Annotated in this window: 31 protein-coding genes and 1 riboswitch; of the genes, 11 read left to right on the top strand and 20 right to left on the bottom strand. The window is 66.2% G+C overall.

Going from position 1 to position 23295, the window contains the following annotated elements; genetic code table 11:
• Nucleotides 1–11: 11 nt before the first annotated feature.
• Complete coding sequence (locus GUY23_RS07705) at nt 12–1325, top strand: DedA family protein (RefSeq protein WP_166971170.1); 1314 nt, start codon at nt 12–14, stop codon at nt 1323–1325.
• Here GUY23_RS07705 and GUY23_RS07700 read toward each other — a convergent pair.
• The gene (locus tag GUY23_RS07700; protein ID WP_166971168.1) at nt 1279–2268 is read right to left on the bottom strand and encodes a ketopantoate reductase family protein; all 990 of its coding nucleotides are present in this window, start codon (nt 2266–2268) and stop codon (nt 1279–1281) included. The two genes, GUY23_RS07705 and GUY23_RS07700, sit on opposite strands and share 47 nt — an antisense overlap.
• Nucleotides 2265–2948 (bottom strand): thiamine phosphate synthase, encoded by a 684-nt coding sequence (gene thiE, locus GUY23_RS07695; RefSeq protein ID WP_208085514.1) that lies wholly within the window; start codon nt 2946–2948, stop codon nt 2265–2267. The genes GUY23_RS07700 and thiE overlap by 4 nt, the downstream gene beginning before the upstream one ends.
• Nucleotides 2949–2959: 11 nt before the next feature.
• A riboswitch (TPP riboswitch) is annotated at nt 2960–3063 on the top strand.
• On the opposite strand from thiE, the gene thiO reads away from it, so the two are divergent.
• From thiO to GUY23_RS07675, 4 genes are all read left to right on the top strand, one after another.
• Nucleotides 3053–4237 carry a glycine oxidase ThiO gene (gene thiO, locus GUY23_RS07690; RefSeq protein ID WP_166971164.1) on the top strand — a complete coding sequence of 395 codons (1185 nt, stop codon included), beginning with the start codon at nt 3053–3055 and terminating at the stop codon, nt 4235–4237. It overlaps the preceding riboswitch by 11 nt.
• Complete coding sequence (thiS, locus tag GUY23_RS07685) at nt 4234–4491, top strand: sulfur carrier protein ThiS (protein WP_166971162.1); 258 nt, start codon at nt 4234–4236, stop codon at nt 4489–4491. The genes thiO and thiS overlap by 4 nt, the downstream gene beginning before the upstream one ends.
• A gap of 1 nt (nt 4492) precedes the next feature.
• The gene (locus GUY23_RS07680) at nt 4493–5260 is read left to right on the top strand and encodes a thiazole synthase (RefSeq protein ID WP_166971160.1); all 768 of its coding nucleotides are present in this window, start codon (nt 4493–4495) and stop codon (nt 5258–5260) included.
• Nucleotides 5257–6444: a ThiF family adenylyltransferase gene (locus GUY23_RS07675; protein WP_166971158.1), complete on the top strand. Its 1188-nt coding sequence runs from the start codon at nt 5257–5259 to the stop codon at nt 6442–6444. Before GUY23_RS07680 ends, GUY23_RS07675 begins: the two co-directional genes overlap by 4 nt.
• A gap of 103 nt (nt 6445–6547) precedes the next feature.
• Here the strand turns inward: GUY23_RS07675 and GUY23_RS07670 are convergent, their stop codons facing one another.
• Nucleotides 6548–7036 carry an SRPBCC family protein gene (locus GUY23_RS07670; protein ID WP_166971156.1) on the bottom strand — a complete coding sequence of 163 codons (489 nt, stop codon included), beginning with the start codon at nt 7034–7036 and terminating at the stop codon, nt 6548–6550.
• A gap of 23 nt (nt 7037–7059) precedes the next feature.
• Between GUY23_RS07670 and GUY23_RS07665 the strand changes: the two genes are divergently transcribed.
• Nucleotides 7060–7704, top strand: a complete 645-nt coding sequence (locus GUY23_RS07665) for a mismatch-specific DNA-glycosylase (protein ID WP_228282790.1) — start codon at nt 7060–7062, stop codon at nt 7702–7704.
• Nucleotides 7705–7779: 75 nt separating this feature from the next.
• On the opposite strand, the gene GUY23_RS07660 is transcribed toward GUY23_RS07665, so the two are convergent.
• The 11 genes from GUY23_RS07660 to GUY23_RS07615 all read right to left on the bottom strand — a co-directional run bounded on the left by GUY23_RS07660 (nt 7780) and on the right by GUY23_RS07615 (nt 17219).
• Entirely contained in the window at nt 7780–9444 is a 1665-nt protein-coding gene (locus GUY23_RS07660) for an HNH endonuclease (protein ID WP_166971152.1), read from the bottom strand.
• 184 nt (nt 9445–9628) lie between these two features.
• On the bottom strand, nt 9629–10249 hold the full coding sequence (locus GUY23_RS07655; protein ID WP_166975782.1) for a thymidine kinase: 621 nt from the start codon (nt 10247–10249) through the stop codon (nt 9629–9631).
• Between the two features lie 31 nt (nt 10250–10280).
• On the bottom strand, nt 10281–10742 hold the full coding sequence (locus tag GUY23_RS07650; protein ID WP_166971150.1) for a VOC family protein: 462 nt from the start codon (nt 10740–10742) through the stop codon (nt 10281–10283).
• Nucleotides 10739–10870 carry a hypothetical protein gene (locus tag GUY23_RS18770; RefSeq protein WP_266096811.1) on the bottom strand — a complete coding sequence of 44 codons (132 nt, stop codon included), beginning with the start codon at nt 10868–10870 and terminating at the stop codon, nt 10739–10741. The genes GUY23_RS07650 and GUY23_RS18770 overlap by 4 nt, the downstream gene beginning before the upstream one ends.
• A gap of 61 nt (nt 10871–10931) precedes the next feature.
• On the bottom strand, nt 10932–11645 hold the full coding sequence (locus GUY23_RS07645) for a dual specificity protein phosphatase family protein (protein ID WP_166971148.1): 714 nt from the start codon (nt 11643–11645) through the stop codon (nt 10932–10934).
• A gap of 121 nt (nt 11646–11766) precedes the next feature.
• A complete protein-coding gene (locus GUY23_RS07640) occupies nt 11767–12264 on the bottom strand; it encodes an HXXEE domain-containing protein (protein ID WP_166971146.1) in 498 nt (165 codons plus the stop codon).
• Between the two features lie 68 nt (nt 12265–12332).
• Nucleotides 12333–13790, bottom strand: a complete 1458-nt coding sequence (locus tag GUY23_RS07635) for an ATP-binding cassette domain-containing protein (RefSeq protein ID WP_166971144.1) — start codon at nt 13788–13790, stop codon at nt 12333–12335.
• A gap of 1 nt (nt 13791) precedes the next feature.
• Nucleotides 13792–14682 (bottom strand): energy-coupling factor transporter transmembrane component T family protein, encoded by an 891-nt coding sequence (locus GUY23_RS07630; RefSeq protein ID WP_166971142.1) that lies wholly within the window; start codon nt 14680–14682, stop codon nt 13792–13794.
• Entirely contained in the window at nt 14679–15563 is an 885-nt protein-coding gene (locus GUY23_RS07625; RefSeq protein WP_228282788.1) for a histidine kinase, read from the bottom strand. The genes GUY23_RS07630 and GUY23_RS07625 overlap by 4 nt, the downstream gene beginning before the upstream one ends.
• A complete protein-coding gene (locus GUY23_RS07620; protein ID WP_166971140.1) occupies nt 15560–16711 on the bottom strand; it encodes a nucleoside hydrolase in 1152 nt (383 codons plus the stop codon). The genes GUY23_RS07625 and GUY23_RS07620 overlap by 4 nt, the downstream gene beginning before the upstream one ends.
• A 43-nt stretch (nt 16712–16754) precedes the next feature.
• A complete protein-coding gene (locus GUY23_RS07615; RefSeq protein ID WP_166971138.1) occupies nt 16755–17219 on the bottom strand; it encodes a DUF2695 domain-containing protein in 465 nt (154 codons plus the stop codon).
• A 118-nt stretch (nt 17220–17337) separates the two neighbouring features.
• Here GUY23_RS07615 and GUY23_RS07610 point away from each other — a divergent pair, with 118 nt between their 5' ends.
• Nucleotides 17338–18243 (top strand): carbohydrate kinase family protein, encoded by a 906-nt coding sequence (locus GUY23_RS07610; RefSeq protein WP_166971136.1) that lies wholly within the window; start codon nt 17338–17340, stop codon nt 18241–18243.
• On the opposite strand, the gene GUY23_RS07605 is transcribed toward GUY23_RS07610, so the two are convergent.
• The 3 genes from GUY23_RS07605 to GUY23_RS07595 form a co-directional block, all read right to left on the bottom strand.
• Nucleotides 18233–18730, bottom strand: coding sequence for an SRPBCC domain-containing protein (locus GUY23_RS07605; RefSeq protein WP_166971134.1), 498 nt, complete (start codon nt 18728–18730; stop codon nt 18233–18235). The two genes, GUY23_RS07610 and GUY23_RS07605, sit on opposite strands and share 11 nt — an antisense overlap.
• The gene (locus GUY23_RS07600; RefSeq protein WP_166971132.1) at nt 18723–19055 is read right to left on the bottom strand and encodes a VOC family protein; all 333 of its coding nucleotides are present in this window, start codon (nt 19053–19055) and stop codon (nt 18723–18725) included. The genes GUY23_RS07605 and GUY23_RS07600 overlap by 8 nt, the downstream gene beginning before the upstream one ends.
• Before the next feature lie 236 nt (nt 19056–19291).
• A complete protein-coding gene (locus tag GUY23_RS07595) occupies nt 19292–19783 on the bottom strand; it encodes a winged helix-turn-helix transcriptional regulator (RefSeq protein ID WP_166971130.1) in 492 nt (163 codons plus the stop codon).
• A gap of 120 nt (nt 19784–19903) precedes the next feature.
• Here GUY23_RS07595 and GUY23_RS18840 point away from each other — a divergent pair, with 120 nt between their 5' ends.
• The gene (locus GUY23_RS18840) at nt 19904–20092 is read left to right on the top strand and encodes a hypothetical protein (protein ID WP_323127159.1); all 189 of its coding nucleotides are present in this window, start codon (nt 19904–19906) and stop codon (nt 20090–20092) included.
• A 24-nt stretch (nt 20093–20116) separates the two neighbouring features.
• Nucleotides 20117–20542, top strand: a complete 426-nt coding sequence (locus GUY23_RS07590; protein ID WP_323127158.1) for a dihydrofolate reductase family protein — start codon at nt 20117–20119, stop codon at nt 20540–20542.
• Nucleotides 20543–20677: 135 nt separating this feature from the next.
• Here the strand turns inward: GUY23_RS07590 and GUY23_RS07585 are convergent, their stop codons facing one another.
• The 3 genes from GUY23_RS07585 to GUY23_RS07575 all read right to left on the bottom strand — a co-directional run bounded on the left by GUY23_RS07585 (nt 20678) and on the right by GUY23_RS07575 (nt 21975).
• Complete coding sequence (locus GUY23_RS07585; protein ID WP_166971128.1) at nt 20678–21364, bottom strand: SDR family oxidoreductase; 687 nt, start codon at nt 21362–21364, stop codon at nt 20678–20680.
• A 97-nt stretch (nt 21365–21461) separates the two neighbouring features.
• Nucleotides 21462–21605 (bottom strand): hypothetical protein, encoded by a 144-nt coding sequence (locus GUY23_RS07580; RefSeq protein ID WP_166971126.1) that lies wholly within the window; start codon nt 21603–21605, stop codon nt 21462–21464.
• Nucleotides 21606–21711: 106 nt separating this feature from the next.
• A complete protein-coding gene (locus GUY23_RS07575) occupies nt 21712–21975 on the bottom strand; it encodes a hypothetical protein (RefSeq protein WP_166971124.1) in 264 nt (87 codons plus the stop codon).
• 60 nt (nt 21976–22035) lie between these two features.
• On the opposite strand from GUY23_RS07575, the gene GUY23_RS07570 reads away from it, so the two are divergent.
• Both GUY23_RS07570 and GUY23_RS07565 read left to right on the top strand, forming a co-directional pair.
• Nucleotides 22036–22656, top strand: a complete 621-nt coding sequence (locus GUY23_RS07570) for a hypothetical protein (protein WP_166971122.1) — start codon at nt 22036–22038, stop codon at nt 22654–22656.
• Nucleotides 22657–22689: 33 nt separating this feature from the next.
• Nucleotides 22690–23295 carry a 1-acyl-sn-glycerol-3-phosphate acyltransferase gene (locus tag GUY23_RS07565; RefSeq protein ID WP_166971120.1) on the top strand — a complete coding sequence of 202 codons (606 nt, stop codon included), beginning with the start codon at nt 22690–22692 and terminating at the stop codon, nt 23293–23295.

Raw genomic sequence — 23295 nt, 5'->3', positions numbered from 1 at the left:
CGTGGATGAGTATGGATCTCGCATTCGAGCTGCTCTCCGACGTCCTCACCTCGCCGTGGGTCTACCTGCTCATCGCCGTGGCGGCGAGCCTCGATTCTCTGTTGCCCGTCGTCCCTTCGGAGACGCTGCTCATCAGTGCTGCCGCCTTCGCTGCTTCCGGCATCCCTCATCCGACCGGTCTCGTGCTCGCCGCTGCGGTCGGGGCCCTGATCGGGGACCTGGCCGCCCACCTGGTCGGGAGGTTCGCCCGGTCGCGCATGAGTCGGTCGCGAATTCACCGGATACGACCACCGCAGCCACGACCACAGCGGGCACGGTTGCAGTGGGCACGACTGCAATGGGCGCGAGTGTCGAAGCGGGGCGCGGTGATCGCCGAGACGGCCCGGCCCGTCTTCACAGACCGCGGCGATTCCGCTCTCATCGCCGGTCGCTTCATTCCCGGGGGCCGCACACTGACGACGATCGGTTCAGGGATGCTCGGGTTCCCGCTCCGGAGGTTCCTTCTCTGGGACGGAATCGGGTGCCTGGTCTGGGCAGTCTATTCGACAGGGATCGGAGTGCTCGGAGGCACGGTGTTCGACGATCAGCCGCTGCTCGGCGTCGCCCTCGGCATCGGCATCGCGCTGGTCATCACGGCGGCGGGAGAGGTGTTCCGGCGTCTCCGTTCCAGTAGGACTCGACGGCCCACGGTCCGACAGACCACCGCCCGAATCGACATGGCCCGGAGCCGAGATGGCATGATGGAGACGATGTCGAATACGCATGTGTGGTACGTCAGCTACGGATCGAACATGGCCCGCGATCGCCTCGCCTGTTACCTGCAGGGCGGTCGGCCGCCGGGTGCGCACGTGACCTATCCGGGTGCCAGGGACCAGACTCTGCCCCGCAAGGAGGCCGGAGTCGAACTGCCCGGCCGCATCTACTTCGCCGGTGCCTCGACGGTGTGGGGCGGCGGGATGGCCTTCTACGACCCGGCTCTGCCCGGGCCGACCCCGGCCAAGGCGTATCTCATCACAGCCGAGCAGTTCGCCGACGTCGCGGCGCAGGAGATGCATCGCCGACCGGCACCCGGCAGCCCGCTGGAGACTCTCGTCTTCGACCTGCCCGTCGGTGCCTCGCATTCGCTGGGCCCCGGAGGCTACGAGACGCTGCTCGTCGTCGATGACGTCGACGGTGTCCCCATGGTCACGTTCACTGCCCCTCACGGTTCGGCCGAGGTCGAGCACACTCAGCCCAGCGAACCGTACCTGGCGATGCTGCGCACCGGAACAGCCGAGGTCAGGGACGGCGCAGCGCTTCCCCGGCCCGCAGCTGCACAAGGGTGAGATCGAGCAGCGGAGTGTCGACTCCCAGGTCAGCGGCCTTGCGCGCCAGATCGCCGAGGATGTGCTCGGCTTCGCTGGGCAGACCGGCCGTGACATCTCGGTAGAGGGATGACGTGAATGACGAGCCCTCACCGGTGAGCATCGAGACGGTGGCGACATGAGACTTCTCGGACACCGCGTGACCGGCCGCTGCGGCCACAGCCTCAAGCTCGTCGATGATGCGCAGCACATGGTCGTGCCCGCCGGCCGACATGATCGCGCCGACCGGTGCCCGGAACAGGCAGGTGACGACTCCGGCGGCGGCGATGAAGATCCACTTCTCCCACAGCCCGCCCGTGATGTCGTCGATGACCTGGAGTCGGAAACCCGGCACGTCGAGGACGGCGGCGATCGATTCGGGCACTTCTCCCCCACCGAAGTCGCCGATGGTCATCGCGGACATGTCCGTGAGCTGGTGGACCGCATCACCGTCGATGGTGCCGACGATCTTGACGAGTCCGCCGAGGACCTGCCCGGGGTAGTCCTCCTGCAGCCGATCGATCTGAGCCATACCGTTGAGGAACGGAATGATCCGCGTCCCCGCACCGACGGCGGGCCGGATGTCGGTGAGGACCGAATCGAGGCCGCCCGATTTGACTGCGATGAGCACGAGATCAAAAGTGCGCGGATCCTCGGCGAGTTCGGCGGCGGTGACCACCTCGACGGTGTTCGTCCGGTCGTTGCCCGGTGAGACGAAGCGCAGACCGTCGGTGCGGATCCGCTGTGCCTTCGCCTCCCGCAGCAGGAACGTCACCTCGCGACCGGCTTCGAGCAGGTAGGTCCCGAATGCCCCGCCCGTGGCTCCGGCACCGGCGATGAGGATGCTCGGCCCGTGCGCGCCCAAATCGTTCGCGTCCTGTTCGCCCGTACCCGTGCCGGTGCTGCCCTCGATGGTGTCGTTCATTCCAGTTCCTCCTTGAGTTCCCGTGCGGCTTCTGCGGGATCGCCAGCCGAGGTTATCGCACGCACCACCACGGCGCGCGTGGCGCCCGCCTGTCGGATCTCGTCGAGGCGTTCTCCGACCGCGACGCCGCCGATGGCGAACCACGGGGTGCGCGACGAGGCGGCCACCGTGCTGAGCAGGCCCGTGCCGACGGCGGCGCGGCCGGGTTTCGTCGGGGTCTCCCATACGGGGCCGACGCAGAAATAGTCGGTCTCCGGATCCGCATCGGCGGCGAGAGCCTGCTCGTGCGAATGGGTGGAGCGGCCGAGGAGGACGTCGGGTCCGAGGACGGCCCGCGCCTGAGCACTGGTGAGGTCGCCTTGCCCGGCGTGGAAGACGTCGGCTCCGGCCAGCAGGGCGACGTCGGCACGGTCGTTGACCGAGAAGAGCTTCCCGTGCCGGGCCGCAGCGTCCTTGAGCACGTCGAGGGCTGCGATCTCTTCTCTGGCTTCAAGCGTCTTGTCGCGCAGCTGGATGATGTCGACTCCCCCGGCATAAGCGGCGTCGAGGAATTCGGGCAGATCGCCCTGGGCGGTTCTGGCATCGGTGCACAGGTACAGTCGAGCTTCGGCCAAACGGGCGTCCCGCCAGGCTCGCCTGGATTCGGAGCCTGCGGTGTGCGGTGGAATATCGAAGGTCATGGTCATAGAGTAGAGGAGTTCGCGGGAGCCTCCCACTGAGGCTGAGAGGGCGTAGGAGCCGACCGTCAGACCTGATGCGGATCATGCCGCCGGAGGGAGAATCCATGCATGTCATCGTCGTGGGCGCCGGAATCATCGGCCTGGCGACAGCGTGGCACCTGCGCAGCCTCGGTGCCGGTGTCACCATCATCGATCCTGCTCCTGGTCAGGGAGCCAGCCATGCGGCCGCGGGGATGCTCGCGCCCGCCGCCGAGGTGGTCTGGGGTCAGTCACCCCTGTACCCGTTGATGCGCGCATCGGCGCAGATGTATCCGTCGTTCGCCGCCGAGGTGGCGAGCGCGGCGGGTGCGGATCTCGGGCTCACGGACTCGGGAACCCTGGTGTGCGCTGGGGACCGTGCCGATCTGCAGGCTCTCCGTGAGCTGCGCACCGCGCAGACCGCGGCAGGATTCCCCACCGAACTCATCACCGGATCCCGCGCCCGGGAGCTCGAACCGGCGCTGTCGCCGTCGGTGGCCGGTGCCGTGCGCATCCCCGACGACCAGTCCATCGACCCCAGGAGGACGACGGCCGCCCTGCTGTCCGTCGTCTCGGACACGACCGTCCGCCGGCAGGTCACCCGGCTCACCCGTCGAGACGGAGTCACCGTGGGCGTCGAGTTCTCAGGCGGCGACGAGCTGACAGCCGACCAGGTCGTCATCACCGCCGGGACCGAGGCTGCCGCGATCACCGGCATGCCGCCCCTTCCCCTGCGAAAGGTGTGGGGTGATGTTCTGCGTCTGCGGGCACCGGCCGCACTCACCCCTCTGCTGCACGGCACGGTCCGCGGACTCGTCAACGGTCGACCGGTCTACATCGTTGCTCGTGATGACGGGGAACTCGTGCTCGGAGCGAGCTCCCGGGAGGACGGCCGCAGCGGCACCGATGCCGGAGCCGTCCACCGGCTCCTCCAGGACGGTCAGCGCCTGGTCCCCGGCATCCTCGACTGCGAGATCACCGACATCACCACGCGTGCCCGCCCCGGTTCGCCCGATGACCTGCCCATCGTCGGTCGCATCGACGAGGGCTGCCTCGTCAGCACCGGGTATTTCCGGCACGGCATCCTGCTCGCCCCGCTGGGCGGACGGCTCGGTGCCGAACTGGCCATGGGGCTCACCCCCGACTGGATGCCTGCAGGAGGACTCGCGTCCGTCTCCCCCGCGCGCTTCTCTGACGGACCGTCGTCTGCCGACTCGACCTCTGACCCATCAATCCTCCACCCAACGACCCTGTACAGGAGCACATCATGACCGACACTGCGCACGCACCGACCATCGTCGTCAACGGCGACGAACGCGAACTGGGAGGAACCACCTCGGTGCTCGACCTCGTCGCCGAGGTGATCGGACGGGAACTCAGCACTGAGGGGACACCGGCGGATGGAGGTCGCCTGGGCATCGCCGTGGCCGTCGACGGCGAGGTCGTCCGCCGCGGACGCTGGGCCGATTTCGCATTGGCCGACGGGCACGCCGTCGACATCGTCACCGCCGTGCAGGGAGGCTGACATGACCTGGACGATCGATGACGTGGATCTGACCTCTCGCCTGGTCATGGGCACGGGTGGGGCGAGCTCGCTGAGCATCCTCGAAGATGCGCTGGCAGCCTCGGGCACCGAGCTGACGACCGTAGCGATGCGCCGCTTCGACGCGGCCGCCGGTGATTCGGTGTTCACCCTGCTGCAGCGTCTGGGCATCCGCATCCTGCCCAACACTGCCGGATGCTACACGGCCCGGGACGCCGTGCTCACCGCGCAGCTGGCCCGAGAAGCGCTCGAGACGAACTGGGTGAAGCTCGAGGTCATCGCCGATGAGGACACGCTGCTGCCTGATCCGGTCGAGCTCTTCCGTGCCGCCGAGGAACTCGTTCTCGACGGGTTCACGGTCTTCGCGTACACGAATGACGACCCGGCCATGGCCAAACGCCTCGAGGACGCGGGCGTGGCGGCCGTGATGCCGGCAGGTGCTCCGATCGGCAGCGGTCTGGGCATCCTCAACCCGCACAACATCGAGACCATCGTCAGCCGGGCAGGGGTGCCGATCATCCTCGACGCGGGTGTCGGCACGGCCTCCGATGCCGCCCTGGCCATGGAGCTCGGGTGCAGCGGAGTGCTGCTGGCCTCGGCTGTGACCCGCGCCCACGATGCGACTGCGATGGCTCGAGCGATGGCGCTGGCCGTGGAATCCGGGCATCTGGCCGCGGGTGCGGGTCGGATACCTAAGCGGCCGCTGGCCCTGGCCTCGTCGACCTTCGACGGAATGGTCGCAGCGCAGTGACCGGCGCTGGGCTGCCTCCCCTGGTCGAACCGGTCGAGGCGCTGAGCCGTGAGGAGATCGAACGCTACGCGCGGCACCTCAGCCTGCCGGGCATCGGACTCGAGGGGCAACGCCGGCTGAGGGCCGCCTCGGTGCTGGTCATCGGCGCCGGCGGTCTCGGTTCTCCGGTGCTCAGCTATCTGGCGGCCGCCGGGATCGGATCGCTGACGGTCATCGATGACGATGTGGTCGAATCCTCGAATCTGCAGCGTCAGATCATCCACCGCGGTGCCGACGTGGCCCGGCCGAAGGTGGACTCGGCCGCCGCGGCCCTGTACCGGCTCGACCCGACGATGCGCGTGCGCCCACTCGCGGATCGGCTGAGCCCGGACAATGCTCTCGAACTCTTCGCCTCCCACGACATCGTCATCGACGGAGCCGACAACTTCGCCACCCGGTATCTGTCCAATGATGCCGCCGAACTCACCGGCACCCCACTGGTGTGGGGCACGATCTTCCGGTTCGCCGGGCAGGTCAGCACCTTCGTGCCCGGTCACGGACCGATGTTGCGTGATCTGTTTCCCGATATCCCGGAAGCCGATTCGGTGCCCAACTGCGCCGAGGGCGGGGTGCTCGGGGTGCTGTGCGGGACCGTGGGTGCGGCCATGGCCACCGAGGCGATCAAGCTCATCTGCGGCATCGGCACACCGTTCATCGGCAGGCTGCTGCGCTACGACGCTCTGGACGGGGAGTATTCGACTCTGCGGTTCTCCCCCGATCCGGACCGACCACCGGTGACCGACCTCGCCGAGGTGGCCGCCGCCTGTGCTGCGACCGCATCGTCCGGTGCGGGTTCCGATGGTGCTGGCTCCGGGGTCGAGGAGATCGACCCGGCCGAAATGACCGACTCCGGAGCGCAGGTGCTGCTCATCGATGTGCGGGAGGACTGGGAGCGGGAACTGTCCTCGATTCCCGGCTCCGTCCATGTTCCTCTGGCGCTCATCCGCGAACAGGGGTGGGACGCGTTGGGTGGAGTGATCGACGAAGTCAACGAGTCCGGCAGTGTGGTGGACGATCTCGTCATCCACTGCAAGTCGGGGGTTCGCTCGGCCGAGGCCGTCGGAATCCTTTCCGCTACGACCCCGGGCGGGGTGCGACTGCGGTCGCTGGCCGGCGGCATCGATGCGTGGGCCGCTCAGGTCTGACGCTGAACTGACCAAGCATCAGTACTGAGTCGGGCAACCTCGTGTCTGACATCGGTCCGCTTCGGAGATCCTCGGGTCCGGGTCAGGCAAGAACGGCGGTCGATCATGGGTGAGCACGCGGGTCGGTCAGTCGCGCCGCGAGACCGCGCTCTCCGGCTCGCATCACAATCGCATGCATGAGGCTCGCGACGGGCCGAAGGATTCTGATCATCGTCCGCGTCGAGGTCACACACCAGAGGGAATCGACGTGGGTGGTCCCGTCGTGTTCGCTCACGGTCCACACGCCCTCGCCGCGCAGGTCACCGTGGGCACGGAGCACAACGAGGTTCGGAGCAGTCAGGGCCTCGACTTCGAGGGTGAACCGCAGCGGCACCCCGATCGGTGTGCGCACGACGACCTGCGCTCGACTGCCCGGCCGCACCTTGTCCCCGACGGGTTCGACCGCGGCAAGCCCCGGCCACCACTGCGGCCACTCATCGACCCGTTCGAGTACCGCCCAGACAGTGTCGATATCGGCGTCCACGCTCCAGCGATCGTCGAAATGGAAGGGCGATGATTCGCCCGCCCGCGGTGTCACATGATCGTGGCTCATGGTACGACGGTAGTGTGAAAGACGTGAGTGAGAAAAGCAATGTCAGCAGACGTCGCCCGCCTCCCCTGGGTGGTCGCAAACCGACGAAGGACGATCTCGCAGCTTTCGCCACCGACGATCCGAACGCGATCGACGATATTCTGCCCACCGATTCTGCCGGACTGAGGCTGCTCATCGTCGGCATCAACCCGGGTCTGTGGACGGCGGCGGTCAACGCCCCCTTCGCCCGTCCCGGCAACCGATTCTGGCCATCGCTCTTCGAAGCGGGACTCACCGACCACCTCGTCGATGCCTCCCGCGGACTCGACCCTGCCGATGAACAGCAGCTGCTGGCCCGCGGCATCGGGCTGACCAACCTCGTCGGACGTGCCACTGTCCGCGCGGATGAGCTGTCCCGGCAGGAGCTGCGCGATGGTGCCGCCCATCTCGTCGAGCGGCTGGCCGACATTCGACCGCGCGCCGTCGCGATCGCCGGCATCACCTCGTTTCGGACCGGCTTCGCACTGCCGAAGGCACAGTTCGGCAGGCAGGACACGTCGCTCATCGCAGAGTGGCCGAACTCAGTGGCCCTGCATGTGGTGCCCCAGCCCAGCGGCCTCAACGCCCACTACCAGGTTGCCGACCTCGCCAGGATCTGGCGTGAGGTGTGGGAGAGCATCGACGACTGACGCTCATCGTCCTCCGGGAGTCGACACGTCAGTGTGCGTGGGCTCAGTCAGCTCGGGAACATCTCGGTCCCCGGCTCATCGGGAACCGAGATGTTCCCGGATCCCAGTGAGCAGCAACTCCTCCACCGGGCTCAGCGGCTCGTAGTCGGCGTCATAGACATCGACATTGACGGTCGTCCGCCCGATCCTCAACGGTGGGGGTTGCTCGGCCCGGCGGAGGTAGCGCCACGGCAGGTGGATCTGCCACTGCTGGTCGCCGACATTGTCGCCGTCGGCACCCGCTGCTTCGACCTCGTCCGTCGGTGTCGTCGTCTCCCCGACCTTCGCGGTCGGTGGTGGTGTTCCAGCCTCAGCGGCTGGTATGTCGGTCGATGGTGGGTCGGAACCGACCGCCGGGTTCAGCGGACTGGTTCCCGCCGAGTCCGGCGGACCAGTTCCCGCCGGAACCCCCGGCGGACCGGTCGACCCTTCGACGATCTCACCATGGACCCAACCCGGATCAGGCTCACTGATCGGTCTCGTGCGCGAACGGTACCGGTGACCCGTAGGCGTAACCACCTCAAGCCCATCCGGGGTCGCGTTGTGGCGCCACCCCGCAAGTTCCTTCACATAATTGCGGGCCGCACACAAACCGGACGAGTTCTCCCAATCGGTGTCTCCACCGTCGGCGAAGGACACCACGTGATCAGCCTGCTTGATCGCAGCCTCACACCACGGCGAACGACACACATCATCACGGATGACCACCATGCGCCGAAGCAGACCAGCGAACTCCCTGCGGCGCGAATCCATACGCACCAACTGTCCATCCTCCGGCCGGGTATAGAGACGACGCAGGAACACCGCGGCATCGTTCTCGGCCACGAAGTCCCGCGCCGCCTTGGCCGGAATCGGACCGACTCCGGGGAACCATGCTGGCTCCTCCCCTGGTCCGAACAGGCTGCTGGCCTGCATGATGAGGTGAACCTCGGTCGGCACAGCCGCAGCCGATTCCTGCCCGGTCAGGCGCTCAACCAGCAGGTCAGCAGCAATCTGGCCCTGCGACCGCCCGTCAGCGTCGCCGGTGGCGATGACGGTTTGTGCCGACTTCTTCAGGTTCGCAAAGGCAGCAACCGCCTGCGGCATCGGCAACAACGCAGTCAGATAAGCCATGTTGCCCGGAGCAGGACGCACACTCACCGACCGCTCCTGAACACACCGCTCCAAATGCTCAACCGCGGCCCGCTGATCGAGCTTCTGAGCCAACGCCCGCACCTCGTTTCCCAGACGCCTCACACCCACCACAGGCAGGCGCTCAGCCATACGCTCATCGAGCTCCTGCTTCTTCTCCCGCGGCAACCAGTCAGACTCCTTGGCCACCACCCGCGCCTTCTCTTCGGAGATGTCACCGCCCTTCATCGCCTGATACGTCTTGGGCAGATCCATCAGCAGGGTACGGGAGAACTTCAACAGGGCAGCACCCCGCGAACGCGAGACCTTCCTCGCCAAAGCCACCTCAGCACCAACACCGCGACCCTGCTTCCTACTGACCACACCATCCTCGGCTTCGCGATTGCGGCGAAGCATATCGAAAGTCAGAGTCTCACGCGCCTGCGCCGCCGCACTCGCCGAGTTCAGTTCCTCAAGCGCAGTGATACGATCAACGGCCTCTTCCTCAGTCGTCGCCGGCGGCAATTCGGACAGGCTACGACGCCACCGATGAATCTCGGTGACAACGTCCGGAACCTGCTCTGCTTCCATACCCACCACACTAGAGGTCGCCACTGACACGAGATTTCAGGCGAGTGTTCCTCCAGGTCAGAGCCTAAACGTGAGATCAGAACCGAATCGCGAGGTCAAAGCCGATTGCGCAGTCTCAGGAAGGCCTGCGCGGCAAGGGCAGAGCCAGCACCCCACAGGCAAAAGGCGACAGTCCCAGCACTGGCTATGCCTGAGAACTGCTGACGGCTGACATTGTGGAGCGGCCCCGGCTGAAGTGCTCGCGACAGCGAGCGACATAGGCGTCGAGACCACCGACGTGGCTGGCATCGATGGCGGTTGCGGCGGGACTCGGTGAGTCCTCGTCCGAGGCCGCCTTCGCTGCCGCTGCAGCGCCCGATCCGCTCTCCGAGTCCCTCAGCCGCTGATGGAAGACGGCGTCGCGGCCGCAGATCGTGCACACTGCGGTGAGTCGGAGCACCTCTTCGGCCACGGCCATGAGGCTCGGCAGAGGTTCGAACGGTTCTCCGTCGAAGGTTACACACAGCCCTTCGACGATGACGTCGACTCCTCTGTGCAGGAGCTCGTCGACGGCGGGGATGAGACCGGGTCCGAAGAACTGGGCTTCGTCGATGGCGACGAGATCGTAGTCTGCGGATCGGGCAGCCTCGGCGAGGGACTCCACGTCGGACAGCGGCACCGCAGGGATGTTCGCTCCGATGTGGGAGGTGATCGTCGAGATCGACGACCGAGTGTCGAGTGAATGGGACACGACCAAGACGGTGATCCCGGCGATGGTAGCCCGCCGCACCCGACGCATGAGTTCCTCGGACTTGCCGGAGAACATCGGTCCGGCGATGACGATGAGGCGACCGGTGTCAGTCAAGGCAGAATTCGTTGTCTTCGGGATCGGCCATGACGATGAAGCCGTGCTCCATCGGCGGGTCGGGTTCGACCCGTCTCAGCCGGCTTGCTCCTGCCTGCGCCAAGCGAACGCATTCGGCTTCCAAGGCCTCCATCCGTTCCTCACCTTCGAGACCGGGTGCAGCTCGGACGTCGAGATGGATCCGGTTCTTCACTGTTTTGCCTTCGGGGACGGCCTGGAAGAACAGTCGCGGCCCAACCCCTCCGGGATCCTCGATGACCGCACGCATATCCTCTGGCCCCAGTTCAACGCCGAGGTCGGCGATGAAGCTTCTCCATGCGTCGAACGGATCATCGCCATCGGCGAGTTCAACACCGGGTGGCCCCGGAATGATGTACCCGAGTGCCGACGCCCAGAATCTCGCGACAGTCTCCGGGTCACGGCAGTCGAATGTCACCTGGACGGTTCTGATCATTTCAGTCTCTCCTTGGCCGACTCACCGTCGGGACTCAGACCCTCGGAGTTTCGCGGGTCGTCTGCGGGACCGACCCACATGTCAGGGTAGACGGTGGCGACGGTCCATCGCTGCGGTGGGGTGGACATAGCTGGAATTCTGCTCTCATCCGTCCGTGATTACCAGGGGGCGTGCTCGGATCCCCGGTGATCACACAGCCAACGGCTCGTCGAGGGAGAACAGACTCGGAACCTCCTGCCTGATCTGATCCCCAAGGGCAGGGGCCCCGCCGAAAAGTCCTTCGACGGCGTCGACCGTCCGCAGCACCCGATCACGTGAGATCGGGGGCATGAGGTCCCCGTCCTTGAGGTAGCCCTTGAGCGATCCGGCCGCCGCCGACCTCAGACCGAGACGACCGGAAATCAGCCACGTGATGCATTCCGTTTCGAAGCGCACCTGAGCCTGATCGAGCCCAAGGTCGCTGGCAACGATGTTGTGGTCGGGACGGTCCCCGCGGTGACCGGCGAAGACGAGCGCGAGCTCTTCGATGAGGTAAGTGAGCATGACGGTGGGGCTGCGCGTCGTCGGCAGCGTCACGTGCAGCAGGTCCTGTCCGCGCAGATCCGCGATCACCGTATCGAGGCCGTCCCACGTCGGTGCACGGTCCGCAATCTCGGGGTCCTCCGCCTCCGCGAAGACCATCGGCCCCGCGATACCGGCGACCATCGACTGACCAGTCCCGTCGACTGCCTCTGGAGTCCCAGCGGTCGCCTCCGGGCGCGATCGGGCGAGCATCGCCGCGTCGAAGGCTGCGAGCTGCGGGCGCCGGCGCACGCAGACGAGCAGCTCGTCCCACGGCGGGAGTGAGCCGCGCTCGAGCGGTTCGCTGTAGAGAGCGTCGAAAGAGTACCGGTTGTCATCCATATGCTCAATCTAGGTCTCGCCCCTGACACGAGATCCGCCAGTGCCCGGGCCTGCCCGCACGGCCGGAGGAGACGTAGGCGCGTATGGCAGAGTCTGCAGCGGTTCCGCGGGTCCGGCGCCGTCACCGCGGACTCGAGCCTCGATGTCTGAGTCGAGAGGCCCAATCGATTCTGACGATGAGGTGAGCGGCGAGCGCGATCGCGCCCATCGTCGGCGCACCGAGCCGCCGGTCGGAGGCGGTCAGCGGCTTGCCGAGCGAAGCGAGTTCGCTTCTGGCGAAGGCGGCTCCCGGCCACATGATCGGCAGTGCCGTGAGCGCCCCTGAGGTGTATCGGCGGGCTGCCGCCGCCGACAGCAGATGAGTGAACACATGTGCTTCGAGGCCGGCGACGGAGGCTCGGTAGAACCGGGACGCTCCGCGAGTTCTCGCTCCTCGGATTCCTGCGACGGCGAGTGCGGCTCCCACCAGACCGATCGCGGCCACACTCTGCTTCGTGCTCATCCGCAGGGAGTCGATTCCAGTGAGGTCGGCCAGCTGGTCAGCCGTGGTTGGAAAGGTCAGCGCCTCCTCCGCATCATGGAGAGCCCAGGAGGCGAAGAGCACCAATGGCCCGCGCATTGCGATCCCTTCCGACGACGGTTCTCACCCCCATTGCATCACACGACCGCATCAGTGACGCGTCTTCCTCAGAGTGAGTGAACTCGCCCTTCGGCGAGGTGCAGGCGACGGTGGGACGAATCCGCAGCCCACCGCTGGTCGTGGGTCGCCGCAAGGACGGCACCGCCTCGGCGCAGGACACGATCGATGATGGCGGTGAGCCGGTCCATCCCCGCCTGATCACGCCCGATCGTGGGTTCGTCGAGCAGCAGGACGTCAGCACCGGTGACCAGGGCCGAAGCGATGACGAGGTCCTTCCGTCGGGGGCCGTCGAGGTCGAACGGATGTTCCTCGTCGACGGCAGCCAGATCGACCTCGTGCAGCACCGCATCGACGATGCGGCGACGGTCCTCGAGCACTCGTGTGCGTTCCCGCCGCCGGTGCCGCGGCAGCGGGAACGCATGCATGAGTTCGGACCGCACGGTCGCCGCCGAGAGCTGGATGCCCGGATCCTGCCCCACCCAGCCGAGGTGAGCGCTGCGTGCGTGAGCGGGCATATCCAACAGGTTGATTCCTTCGCCGAGGCGGCTCATCGTGACCGTGCCCGCACAGTCTCCGGAGCGCCCGAGGAGCCCGATGAGTCCGCGCAGCAGAGTCGACTTCCCCGCTCCGTTGGCACCGGTGAGCGTGGTCAGTTCGCCGCGATGCAGATCGACGTCGACACCGTCGAGAATGGTTCGGCCCGCGCGTCGCACGCTCAGGCTCCTCACGCTCAGCACCGGTTCGGCCCGCGGAGGTTCGACCGACCGGCTCCCCGTCATCGACGCGCCTCGTGACTGGCCCGCGTGGTCTGGGCGGGTGTCCCAGACTCCCCGCGCTCGAGCCGATTGTGCCGGCCCGTCACCGTCAGCGCTGCCCTGGGCCAAACCGTCACCCGCGCCGAGGAAGCGCACCTCGTCGCAGGCGAGGGTGAGCTCGTCGATCTGATGGCCGGTGATGAGCACCGAGCCTCCACGCTCGCAGTTCTCACGCAGAAGCCCCGCCAGACGTCGACGCATAGCGGGATCGAGCGACTGCGAGGGCTGGTCGAGGATGAGCAGATCGGGGTCCAGTGACACGATCCTCGACAGTGCCACCAATTGGCGCTGACCGCCGGAGAGGGTATCGAGACGCCGGTTCCACAGATCGTCGATCCCAAGCCTGGCCAGTACATCGCGTGCCCGGATCTCGGCGTCGGCGGGAGCGACGCCGCGCAGTCGGCACGCCAGCTGAGTCTCGTCGTCGACTCGGCTGGTCAGTCCGCTCAGCTGGGCCTCCGGATCGTCCCCGAGGAAACCGACCGTGCCGGTGACGTCGACGCGACCAGTCGTCGCCCCTCGAGTCTCGAGCAGACCGGCCAGTGCCCGGCTGAGGGTCGATGTGCCCGAGCCGACGGGACCGAGCACCGCGGTCATCGATCCGGCGGGCAGTTCGAGATCGACTTCAGTCAGCGCTGGGTCGTCTTCGCCGTCATAGGTGAAGCCGAAGCCTTTCATGCTCGTCGTCATCTCAGCTGATGCCGATCAGCTGCACGGTGTCCGGCAGCGGGAGCACACCGGCCACCGAGCACGCGATGAGTCCGACCACGAGGACGGGGATGAGGAGCCGGAACAGTCCCTGCCTGCGACTGTCGTGGTGGTCATGCAGTTCGACGGTTCGGCCCTGCGTTCCCAAGCCGCTCTGTTCGAGCACCTCATGGCGCTGTTCGACCTCGATGAGCATCGAGGTGAACAGGCCGGTGACGATGCCCGGCATCAGCCGCATCCTCACCCGCCAGCGTCCCGTCGCCCAGCCTCGTGCCCTGCGGGCCTCGATGACGTTGCGGGTCCGAGTACCGATGAGGGGGATGAGTCCGATCGCGGAGGCGCATACGTAGGCGATGCTGTCGGGCAGTCGGAGTCTGCGCAGTCCGTCGAAGAGTCGGGCGGAGTCAGTGCCGAGCCCGAAGAGGGCGCACAGTCCGATGAGTGCGGTCACGCGCAGCCAGATCTGGACGGCGATGCTCAGTCCTTCGACGCTCAAGTGTGCGGGTCCGGCCACCCAGAGGACATGTGCGTTCGCGCCGGGATAGAACAGTCCCTGCACGATGATGAGCACGAGCAGCGTCGGCAGACACAGCACGCCGACGCCGAGTGCCCACGACCGCAGCCGCACCGCTGGTGAGGAGGCGACCGCGAGCACTGTGGCGACGATGACGGCGATGGGCACCACGGGCGAGGGGATGCCGAAGACGAGCAGCAGACCGGCAGAGAGGATGACGATCTCGGTCGCCGGGTGCAGCCGATGCCCCTCTCGGCCGGCAGTGTCGTCGCCCGCCCCGTGCTCACGTTCGACCCGGTCGGCCCCGGAGCGCCCGGTGGCGTCTCCGGTCGTCCCGGGCTCGGTGCCGGTGGTGATCATTCCGCCGTAGGAGCCGACTCGACCGGCGCACCCGACTGCGGCGTCGAACCTGTTCGCACTGCTTTCGGGCGGCTGTATGCAGCGAACGGGTAGCGTCCGATGATGCGTTTGGGCAGGGACCGAATGACGACGTAGGCCAGAGCGAAGATGAGCGCCTTGTCGACGATGTCGGAGAACATGCTCTGTGCGAAGGTTGCGTTGAACATCTCGACTCCCGCGGCCTGGAGGATCGCCACGACTCCCCCGGTTCCGGCACCGAGCCCGCCGCCGAACACATATGCGGCGACCGGGGCTCCGATGGCTCCGGCGGGGACTCCGGCGACCGCGCCGACGATGACAGCGGTCCAGGGTGTACGGAAGACGCCGAGACGGGCGGCCCACCCGGCGGCGGCGCCGATGAAGGCTGCCCCGGAGCTGAAGGCGATGACGCTGGGGCTCAGCGTGACTCCCCAGATGAGATTCGAGATGATCCCGGTGAACGCACCGGCAGCGGGACCGGCGAGGACGCCGATCATCACAGTGCCGATGGAGTCGAGGTAGAGCGGGACCGGAGTGTAGTTGCCGATGATCTGCCCGATGATGATGTTCAGTGCGATGGCGACGGGGATGAGCGCGAGGACGCGGCGAGGAATGAGCGGAAGGGTGCCGGCGGCCAGGAGGATTCCGCCGAGCAGGTAGCCGAGCATCACCCACAGGGTGGTGTGGCCGAGATCGATGCCGAGGTTGGCAGGTTGCGTCAGGAGCACCGAAAGGTAGGTGCCGATGACGACGAGGGTTCCGAGCAGCGTCAGAGTCAGGGGAAGTGCGGTTCTGCGACTTTGTCCGGGACCGACCGAGGAGGTGGTCGGCCCCTGCCCAGGCTGTGGGGAGGGTGCAGTCACGAGGATGGTCCTTTCATCAGTGTGGAGCTGAGGTGGTCTAAGAAGGCCCGGGCGTCGACCGTTCGGATGATCTCGGCGTTGACGGGTCGATCCCACCGACCGAGCCAGTCGGCGACGGTTTCGCCTCGTGTGAGTGTACCCGTGAGTTCGACGTCGACGGGTGCGAACAGAGTCCGTGCCCAGGGCAGCGTGCCGTGCGTTCCCCTCACCGGCGCCGAGGCGGTCACCGGGTCGTCGTCGACCGTGGCCTCCCCTCCGGTGGCGGGATCCGTCGGCGCCGGCCAGACTGCGGACGTGGTGTTCTGCCGTGCCCAGGTGAGAGCGCAGGCGAGGACGAAGGGATCGTGGATGTGAGCGAGATAACCGAGTCCGTCGGATGCGTGGAATTCGAAGTAGAACCGCAGCGCCGCGGCCAGCTGGGTGAGCATCCGCTGCCAAGCAGCATCGGTGTCCGTTGCCCCGCCGAGGATGTCGCTGACTCGGTCAGGCGTCATCTCGACGGCCTCGGTGGCTTCGATCGGCGCGATGACCGGCAAATGGGCGAGCTGGCCGTGCGCGTGTGCCTTGCCGAAAGCCGCGAGCACCCGGGCCGTGGATTCCGGGTCGAAGGTGACGTTCCACTCGGTCGTCGGATGGGTGTTGCCGCGATAGTTGAAGGCGCCTCCCATGATGAAGAGCCGTTTGAGCAGTCGCGGCAGCGCAGGTTCGATCTCGAGGGCGAGCGCAAGATTCGTCGTCGGGCCGATGACGACCCCGATAAGCTGGCCGGGGTGGGCATGGGCCGCATCGACCCACGCTTGGGCCGCCGAGACGGGGTGTGCATGTCCGCTCGGTTTCGGCAGGACCGCGTACCCGGCGCCGGTGTCGCCGTGTGTGAGGTCGGCATATTCAAGAGCTTCGGCCGGTGTCGTCTCCTTGTCGTGCCGGATCAGCGGCAGTGCGTGTCCGACGTGGATCGGGATGTCGTTGCGTCCGGCCAACTCCAGCCATCCGCGAGTATTCGCTGCCACCTGTGCGGTCGGAACATTTCCGCCGGAGGCTGCGATGCCGACGACATTGACGTCAGCCTGGCAGCACAGATAGGCGAGTGCAATTGCGTCGTCGATCCCCGGATCGCAGTCGAGGAAGAGCGGAAGAGTGTCGGCCATGGTCTCCATTGTGCCCGAGGGCCGAGCGTATGCGCGCCCGAACTCAGTCCCGTCCTGACTGTCGTACCCAGTTGCCGCAGGGCTGAGTCGAACCGCGGCGCACGATCTTGCAGCACAGATATTTCACCGTCATCTGCGTCTCATCGATGTCCTCGATTCTCATGTTCTCATCGACGTCGACGATTCTGATCGGAGTGCCGAGGGCTTCGGCGAACGGGCCGGGGTCGAGAATCCACGGATGAGGCCCGAGGGTGAAAGCGTCGAGGATGATCTGCCCATCACAGCAGCATGCGCCGAGGCTGCTGAGACGATCGAGCAGGGCCGTTGCCCTGGGTGCCGTCTGGTCCCGGAAGGTCAGCGCGAAACGGCGAGTGCCGTTGCAGCCGAATTCGCTGAGTTGGCGGTGCACGTAGCAGACCAGGCATTCGCCGGGTCGTGGAGCGAGGATGCGGTCCGAGGCCGTGTCGATGATCGTTCTGATGTCTGTGTCAATCGTGTTCTTGTCCATGGCCACACACTGCCAGGCGCCACTGACACGAAATTGCCTCTATCATGTCGGATCCTCGATTGCTGTCCTATTGCTGCAGGTCACACTGCCGGTCGTTGCTCATCGTAGAATCGCAGGCATGGGCATTCTCGTCATCGGTGAGTCACTCATCGACATCGTCAGCACCGCCGGACACCGTGATCGGTACTCCCCGGGCGGGGCCCCGGCGAATGTCGCTCTTGGATTGGGCCGCCTCGGCGATGAGGTCGAGTTCCTCACCGACGTCGGCGATGATTTCCACGGCGGATTCCTCCTCGCGCATCTGCGGGAATCGCGGGTCGACGTTCTCACCCGCCCGACCGGCGCCACATCGACGGCACTCGCGCGACTGGCCGCAGACGGCTCCGCCGACTACGACTTCCGACTGCGATGGGATCCCGACGACTCGCTGGTCGCAGACGATGAGCGTTCGGTGCTGCATTTCGGGTCGATCGCCGCGTTCCTCCAGCCCGGCGCGGCCGCGGTGGATCGGCTGCTCGAGCGGGCCGCCTCGGCGACAGGAGCGGCACCCCGATCTCCTCTCGTCACCTTCGACCCGAACATTCGACCCTCGATCATCGGCACTCACACCGAGGCACTGCACCGGTTCGAGGAGTTGGCAGCCCGGGTCGATGTCGTCAAGCTCAGCGATGCCGATGCCGATTGGCTCTACCCCGAACTCGACGAAACCGCTCAGATGGACCGCATCCTCGACCTCGGTGCGGGGATGGCGGCGATGACACGCGGTGGAGATGGGGCAATCGTGGCGACCGCCTCGGCGCGGGCGGAGGTCGATGCGGTCCGGGTCGATGTGCGGGACACGATCGGGGCCGGGGATACGTTCATGGTCTCGCTCATCCACGAACTGCACGCGAACGCAACCGAGGTGAGCACCCTCGGAGAATCCGCACTCACCCGCCTGGCCGAACGGGCCGTGCGGCTTGCCGCGATCACGGTCGGGCGCGAGGGCGCCGATCTGCCCTGGGCCGAGGACCTCACGAACTGAGGTATGCGCCGAGCTGGCGCAGGCAGATCTCGTGGCCATTGCGGTGGCCGTCGATCATTCCCTGGCCGACGAAGGAGACGACCTGGTCGATGAGGTCGACTCGGGTGCCGCTCGAGGTGGCCGCGAAGGTCCAGGTGATGATCGCGGTCGACAGGATCTGACCGTCGCGGCTCAGCGTCTCGGTGGTCACGAGCCAGCGTTCATCTTCGACTGCGCAGTACTGTCCCGCGGAGTCGAATTCCAGTGCTCCCGGCGTTCCACAGCGGGCACGAATCGATCCTCCCGGCCGGAATTCGTCCTCATCGCAGATCATCTCCTCTCCCGCAGGAACACCCCATCGCACTCGCTGGTCGACCTCGGCGAAGGCCTCCCACACCACTGAGGTCGGGTGGTCGATGTCGGCGCCGAGGCTGATCGTGGCGGTGATCGGGCCGGGCGGATCCGAGAGGAACGACGGGCCGGGCGAGTCCGAGGTGGGCTCACTCACCGAAGAACACCACCTGATTTCCATCCGGGTCGCTGACCGGGAGGATGCGCTGTCCGCCACCGGGACTCGGTTCGTCGTGGTCGATTCCGACCGCTCGCAGATGCTCGGCCATTGTGTCGAGATCGTCCACGTCGATGACCACGTTGGAGCCTCCGGCTCGCTGCGGGTCTTCCCAGATCTGGATGCCGAACTTCTCGTCGAAGCACCATTGCGCCAGCCCCGCCATCGGCTTGTCATCCGGTTCCCTTTCGAAGAGTCGGGAATACCATTCGGTCGCTTCCTCTTCGCCGGTGACAACGATATTGGCCATGAGTCCTGTGAACATGATCGCTCCTTCGGGATCAGTCTTGACATCGAGTGATTGCAGATTGCAATCACTTATTCCATGGAAGCACACTTCAGCCTCGAGGACAAGAGCGTTATCCAACTCAGCCGTCAAACGGGGCCAGCGCACGTTACCTCTCCTTTGACAGCACGATCTGCAAGGCTCCGCCGATGCCGAAAACCATTGCCATCGCAGCCAAAGGCGCATGGAGTCTTCAACGTCGGCCGCAACGCGGTTCACCTGTCGGCGATCTCCGCCTCGTACGCGGCCTGCAATCGCTGCGAGGAACGCGGAGCATCTGGGTTCGGGCGAGGCACGCCGAGGTGGGTCTCCCGGAGTTCATCCATGAGACCGTCCACGAGCTGCGGATCGCCTGCCATGAGGCGGGAGCGGATCGTCAACTCCCGCGAGGTCTCCCGGTGGGTCATCCCCCAGGTCCCGAGAGCGACCATGACCGGCAGAGTCTGGATTCCAGCCTCGGTGAGGGAGTACTCGGCTCGCTGCCCGCGTGCAGCATCCGCCCTTGTCAGCAGCCCTTCGTCAATGAGCTTCTTCAGACGACTGGCGAGCATATTCGAGGCTATGCCCTCATTATTGCCGGTGAGCAGCTCGCGGAAGTGCCGACGATTGCCGAAGATGATATCGCGGAGGACGATGAGCGACCAATTGTCGCCGAGGACCTCGACAGCGGCATTGATCGCACATCCCGAGCGCGGCTGTGCAGGCATCGATCCACCCCCAGTGATTGCATTCTGAAACTACTTTATCTTACACTTGGTCCACTTCGCGGGAACCGACGCCGTTCATCCGACAGCCGACATCAGCCGAACCACCACACTGGAGTGCTCATGGCCAAAGCATGTGTCAACAATCTCTTCGTCTCACTCGACGGCTTCGCCGCCGGAGAGTTCGTCACGCTCGATCAGCCGATCGGGGAGGCACAGGCACTGTTCTCCTACTTCGACGGCCAAGGGATCAAGGGCGTTCACACCGTCGACGGCCCCATCACAGCCGACCGCGCGCTGTTCGCCATGTGAGGTCAGGGCAACGGTGCCGAGATCATGGGGCGAAAGAAGTTCGGACCGCAGTCTGGGCCGTGGCCCGATGACGGGTGGCGCGGCTGGTGGGGTGAGGAACCGCCGTTCCGAACCCCGTGCTTCGTCCTCACCCACCATCCGCGTGAGCCGATGGAGTTCGACAACGGCACGAGCTTCCAGTTCATCGACGCCTCCCCCGCCGAGGCTCTCGCCGAGGCGACCGCAGCGGCCGACGGCCTCAATGTCCGCATCGGCGGCGGACCGTCGACGGTCAGGCAGTTTCTCTCCGCCGGTCTGATCGATTTCCTCCACATCGTCATCGTGCCGGTCGCCCTCGGCCGGGGTGTCTCACTGTGGGAGGGCCTCGATGGAGTGGAGAAGGATTTCGCGATCGAATCCTTGACCACCGCGAGCGGACTGACCCACCAACTGTGGAATCGCCGAGGCTGAGCCTCCCGAGATCCCTGCCGGCCGATCGTCGCCGGCGTCACAGACCGATGGCCCGTCGCTCCTTACTGAGCGACGAGCCATCGGGTTGGTGACCCTTCAAACCTGCGGGCATTCGAGCCCGCATGGCGATTGAGGTCAGCGGATCGCCTCGGCGATGGGGGTCTGACCGTCGTAGAAGTTCACGGTCTCACGCACCGCCGCCGATTCAGAGACGACGTGGGTGACGACATCGGCGACGAGTTCGCGTGACGTCACGCGCACATCGTCGGCCGGCTTCTGTCCGTCGAGGTCACCGGCAGCATCGGCGATGAGCACCTGGCCGGTCGAGGGTTCGAGGGTGAGTCCGCCGGGGCCGAGGATCGTGTAGTCGAGCGAGCTGGCGCGCAGATGCTCATCGGCTCCATGCTTGGCCTGCACGTAGGGGTAGAAGGAGCTCTCCGGGTCAACACGGTCGGAGTCGACGGAGGCGCTGGCGTAGGAGACCAGAACGAAACGCTTGACTCCGGCCTGTTCGGCGGCGTCGACGGAGCGCTTGGCGGCGTCGAGGTCGACGGCCTTCGTCCGTTCCGGGCTGCCTCCGCCGGCACCGGCGGAGAAGACGACCGCTTCGGCTCCGGAGAACAGGTCGGCGAGCGCCTGCGTGTCGGCGGTTTCGATGTCGAGGACGACCGGGTTGGCCTGTGCGGCTTCGACATCGGCCGACTGGTCGGGATTGCGGATCACGGAGTCCACCGTGAAGCCGGCGGCGTTGAGCTTGGGTGCGGCCAGGAGGGCGATCTTCCCATGGCCGCCGAGAATGACAACACGAGCTGAATCAGACATATCTTCCTCTGCTGTTGGTGATGGTCGTACTTCGCACAGCGATCAGGCTGCTGCGATTATTCCCGTCGGACTCCAACCGAGATCGCAGACTCGGTGATCACCGCCCGAAGAGCCGTGAGAAGAGCCCCTTCCGAGCAGGCTCGGCGCCTTCTGCCGGTGCCCCAGCGCTGGCGGTCGGACCGGCCGAGGCTCGCGTGTACGCGGTGCCGGTGAGGGCGAAGAGGTCGGTGTGCGCATCCATTCCTGCCACCACGGGAAGCCGTTGGATGAGCAGGTCGCCGTCGATCTCGACAGTTCCGGCGACTGTGCTGTCTCCATCGACTGCGCCGTCAGCGCTCTCGTCCTCATCAGTCTCGGCACACGGCAGCCGCAGACACGATCCGTCCAGGCAGGGTGATCCCCTCCTCGTCGATCGCCTCGGCGAGCGCATCGGAGCCGTCGATGATGATCGTGCGACCATCAGTCCTGACCACGCAGGCACGGTCTTCGGACGGGGTCAGCAGGACCGCCTCGGCGGTCAGATCTTCCTCTGTCGGGTGCAGGTCGATCCCGGCGAGGTCGGAGTCGGTCAGTGTCGTATCGGCGATGATGATATTGGCGCTGAAACCCATGGAACTGAGCCTACCGTCCACGCTCGCGCGGCGATCCCGGGCCGATGGGATTGTGTCCGAATGATCACGTCGATCATGGTGCCCGGTACTCTGATGCCTATGCCCGAGGACCTCTCACCCGCAGCCGTGATGCGCCGATTGGAGCGCGGACAATCCGTGTTCATCCCCTCGTCGACCCGACACATCGTCCTCACCCTGTTCCTCGCGCTCATCATCGGATTCGGGCTGCTCGTCGCCTTCATCTGGATCACCGCCGGCACGATCAGCGAGGGTCGCAGCTGGTGGCTCATCATCGCCAATCTGCGCATGTGGGCCTTCGTCGTCGGCATCATCGGCTGCCTCGTCGTGGCTCCGATCGGCGTGGTGCTGCGGCTGCGCCGCCGTGAGGCACTCGTCCTCTCCCCCGCGGGCGTCGCCCTCGCCAGACACGGGAGAGTCCTGCCCGGAACCCTTCTGCCGTGGCACGACATCTCGGAGGTCGTGTTCGAACGTGCCGTCTCCCGAGGGCCGAAGGTGCTCGCCTACATCCTCACCGAGGAGGCAACCCGGCGACTGCGCGGTCGCGGGCTCAATCCCCGTATCGTGGTCCGCAGCGGATTCGTCCTCAACCACCGCCGCCTCCATCCGATTCTGGTGGCCGCACATGCACGCTTCACTGTTCACACACAGGGACGCCAGTAGGTTCACTCACTGCGGTGCTCTACCGTTGAGTTCATGATCCGACGCCTCATCGCCCGCGCCTTCTGGACCTTCAGCCGGTGGAGACTCGTCACCGAGCCTGCCCCGAACCGTCCGACCGTGCTCGTCGGAGCGCCCCACACATCCAATTGGGACTTCGCCATCATGCTCGCCATCGCGTGGAGCCTCCGTGTCGAGGTGCACTGGCTGGGCAAGGATTCCCTGTTCACAGGGTGGCGGGGCCCGATCATGCGCAGCCTCGGCGGAATCCCCGTCGATCGATCCGACCCCAGCCGCATCGTCGCCGAGGTGATCGATCGTGTCCGCGCCGGCGAGGTCTTCGGCCTCGTCATCACCCCCGACGGCACCCGCGGCGGACACACACACTGGAAATCCGGCTTCCACCGCATCGCCGTGCACACCGGAATGCCGGTGACCATGGGATACCTCGACACCGCGACCCGGACGACAGGACTGGGTCCGACCATCGAGATGACCGGAGACATCTCTGCGGACATGGACCGCATCCGCGGATTCTATGCCGACAAGCACGGTATTCGGCCGCACCTGCAGATCACGCCGAGGCTGCGCGAAGAGGACGTCGCAGGTGAGAGTCGCGAAGGCGGCTCGGAGCCGAACTGA

The sequence above is a fragment of the Brevibacterium atlanticum genome (genome assembly GCF_011617245.1).
Classification (GTDB): domain Bacteria; phylum Actinomycetota; class Actinomycetes; order Actinomycetales; family Brevibacteriaceae; genus Brevibacterium; species Brevibacterium atlanticum.
This window is presented reverse-complemented; position numbering and strand designations above follow the sequence as displayed.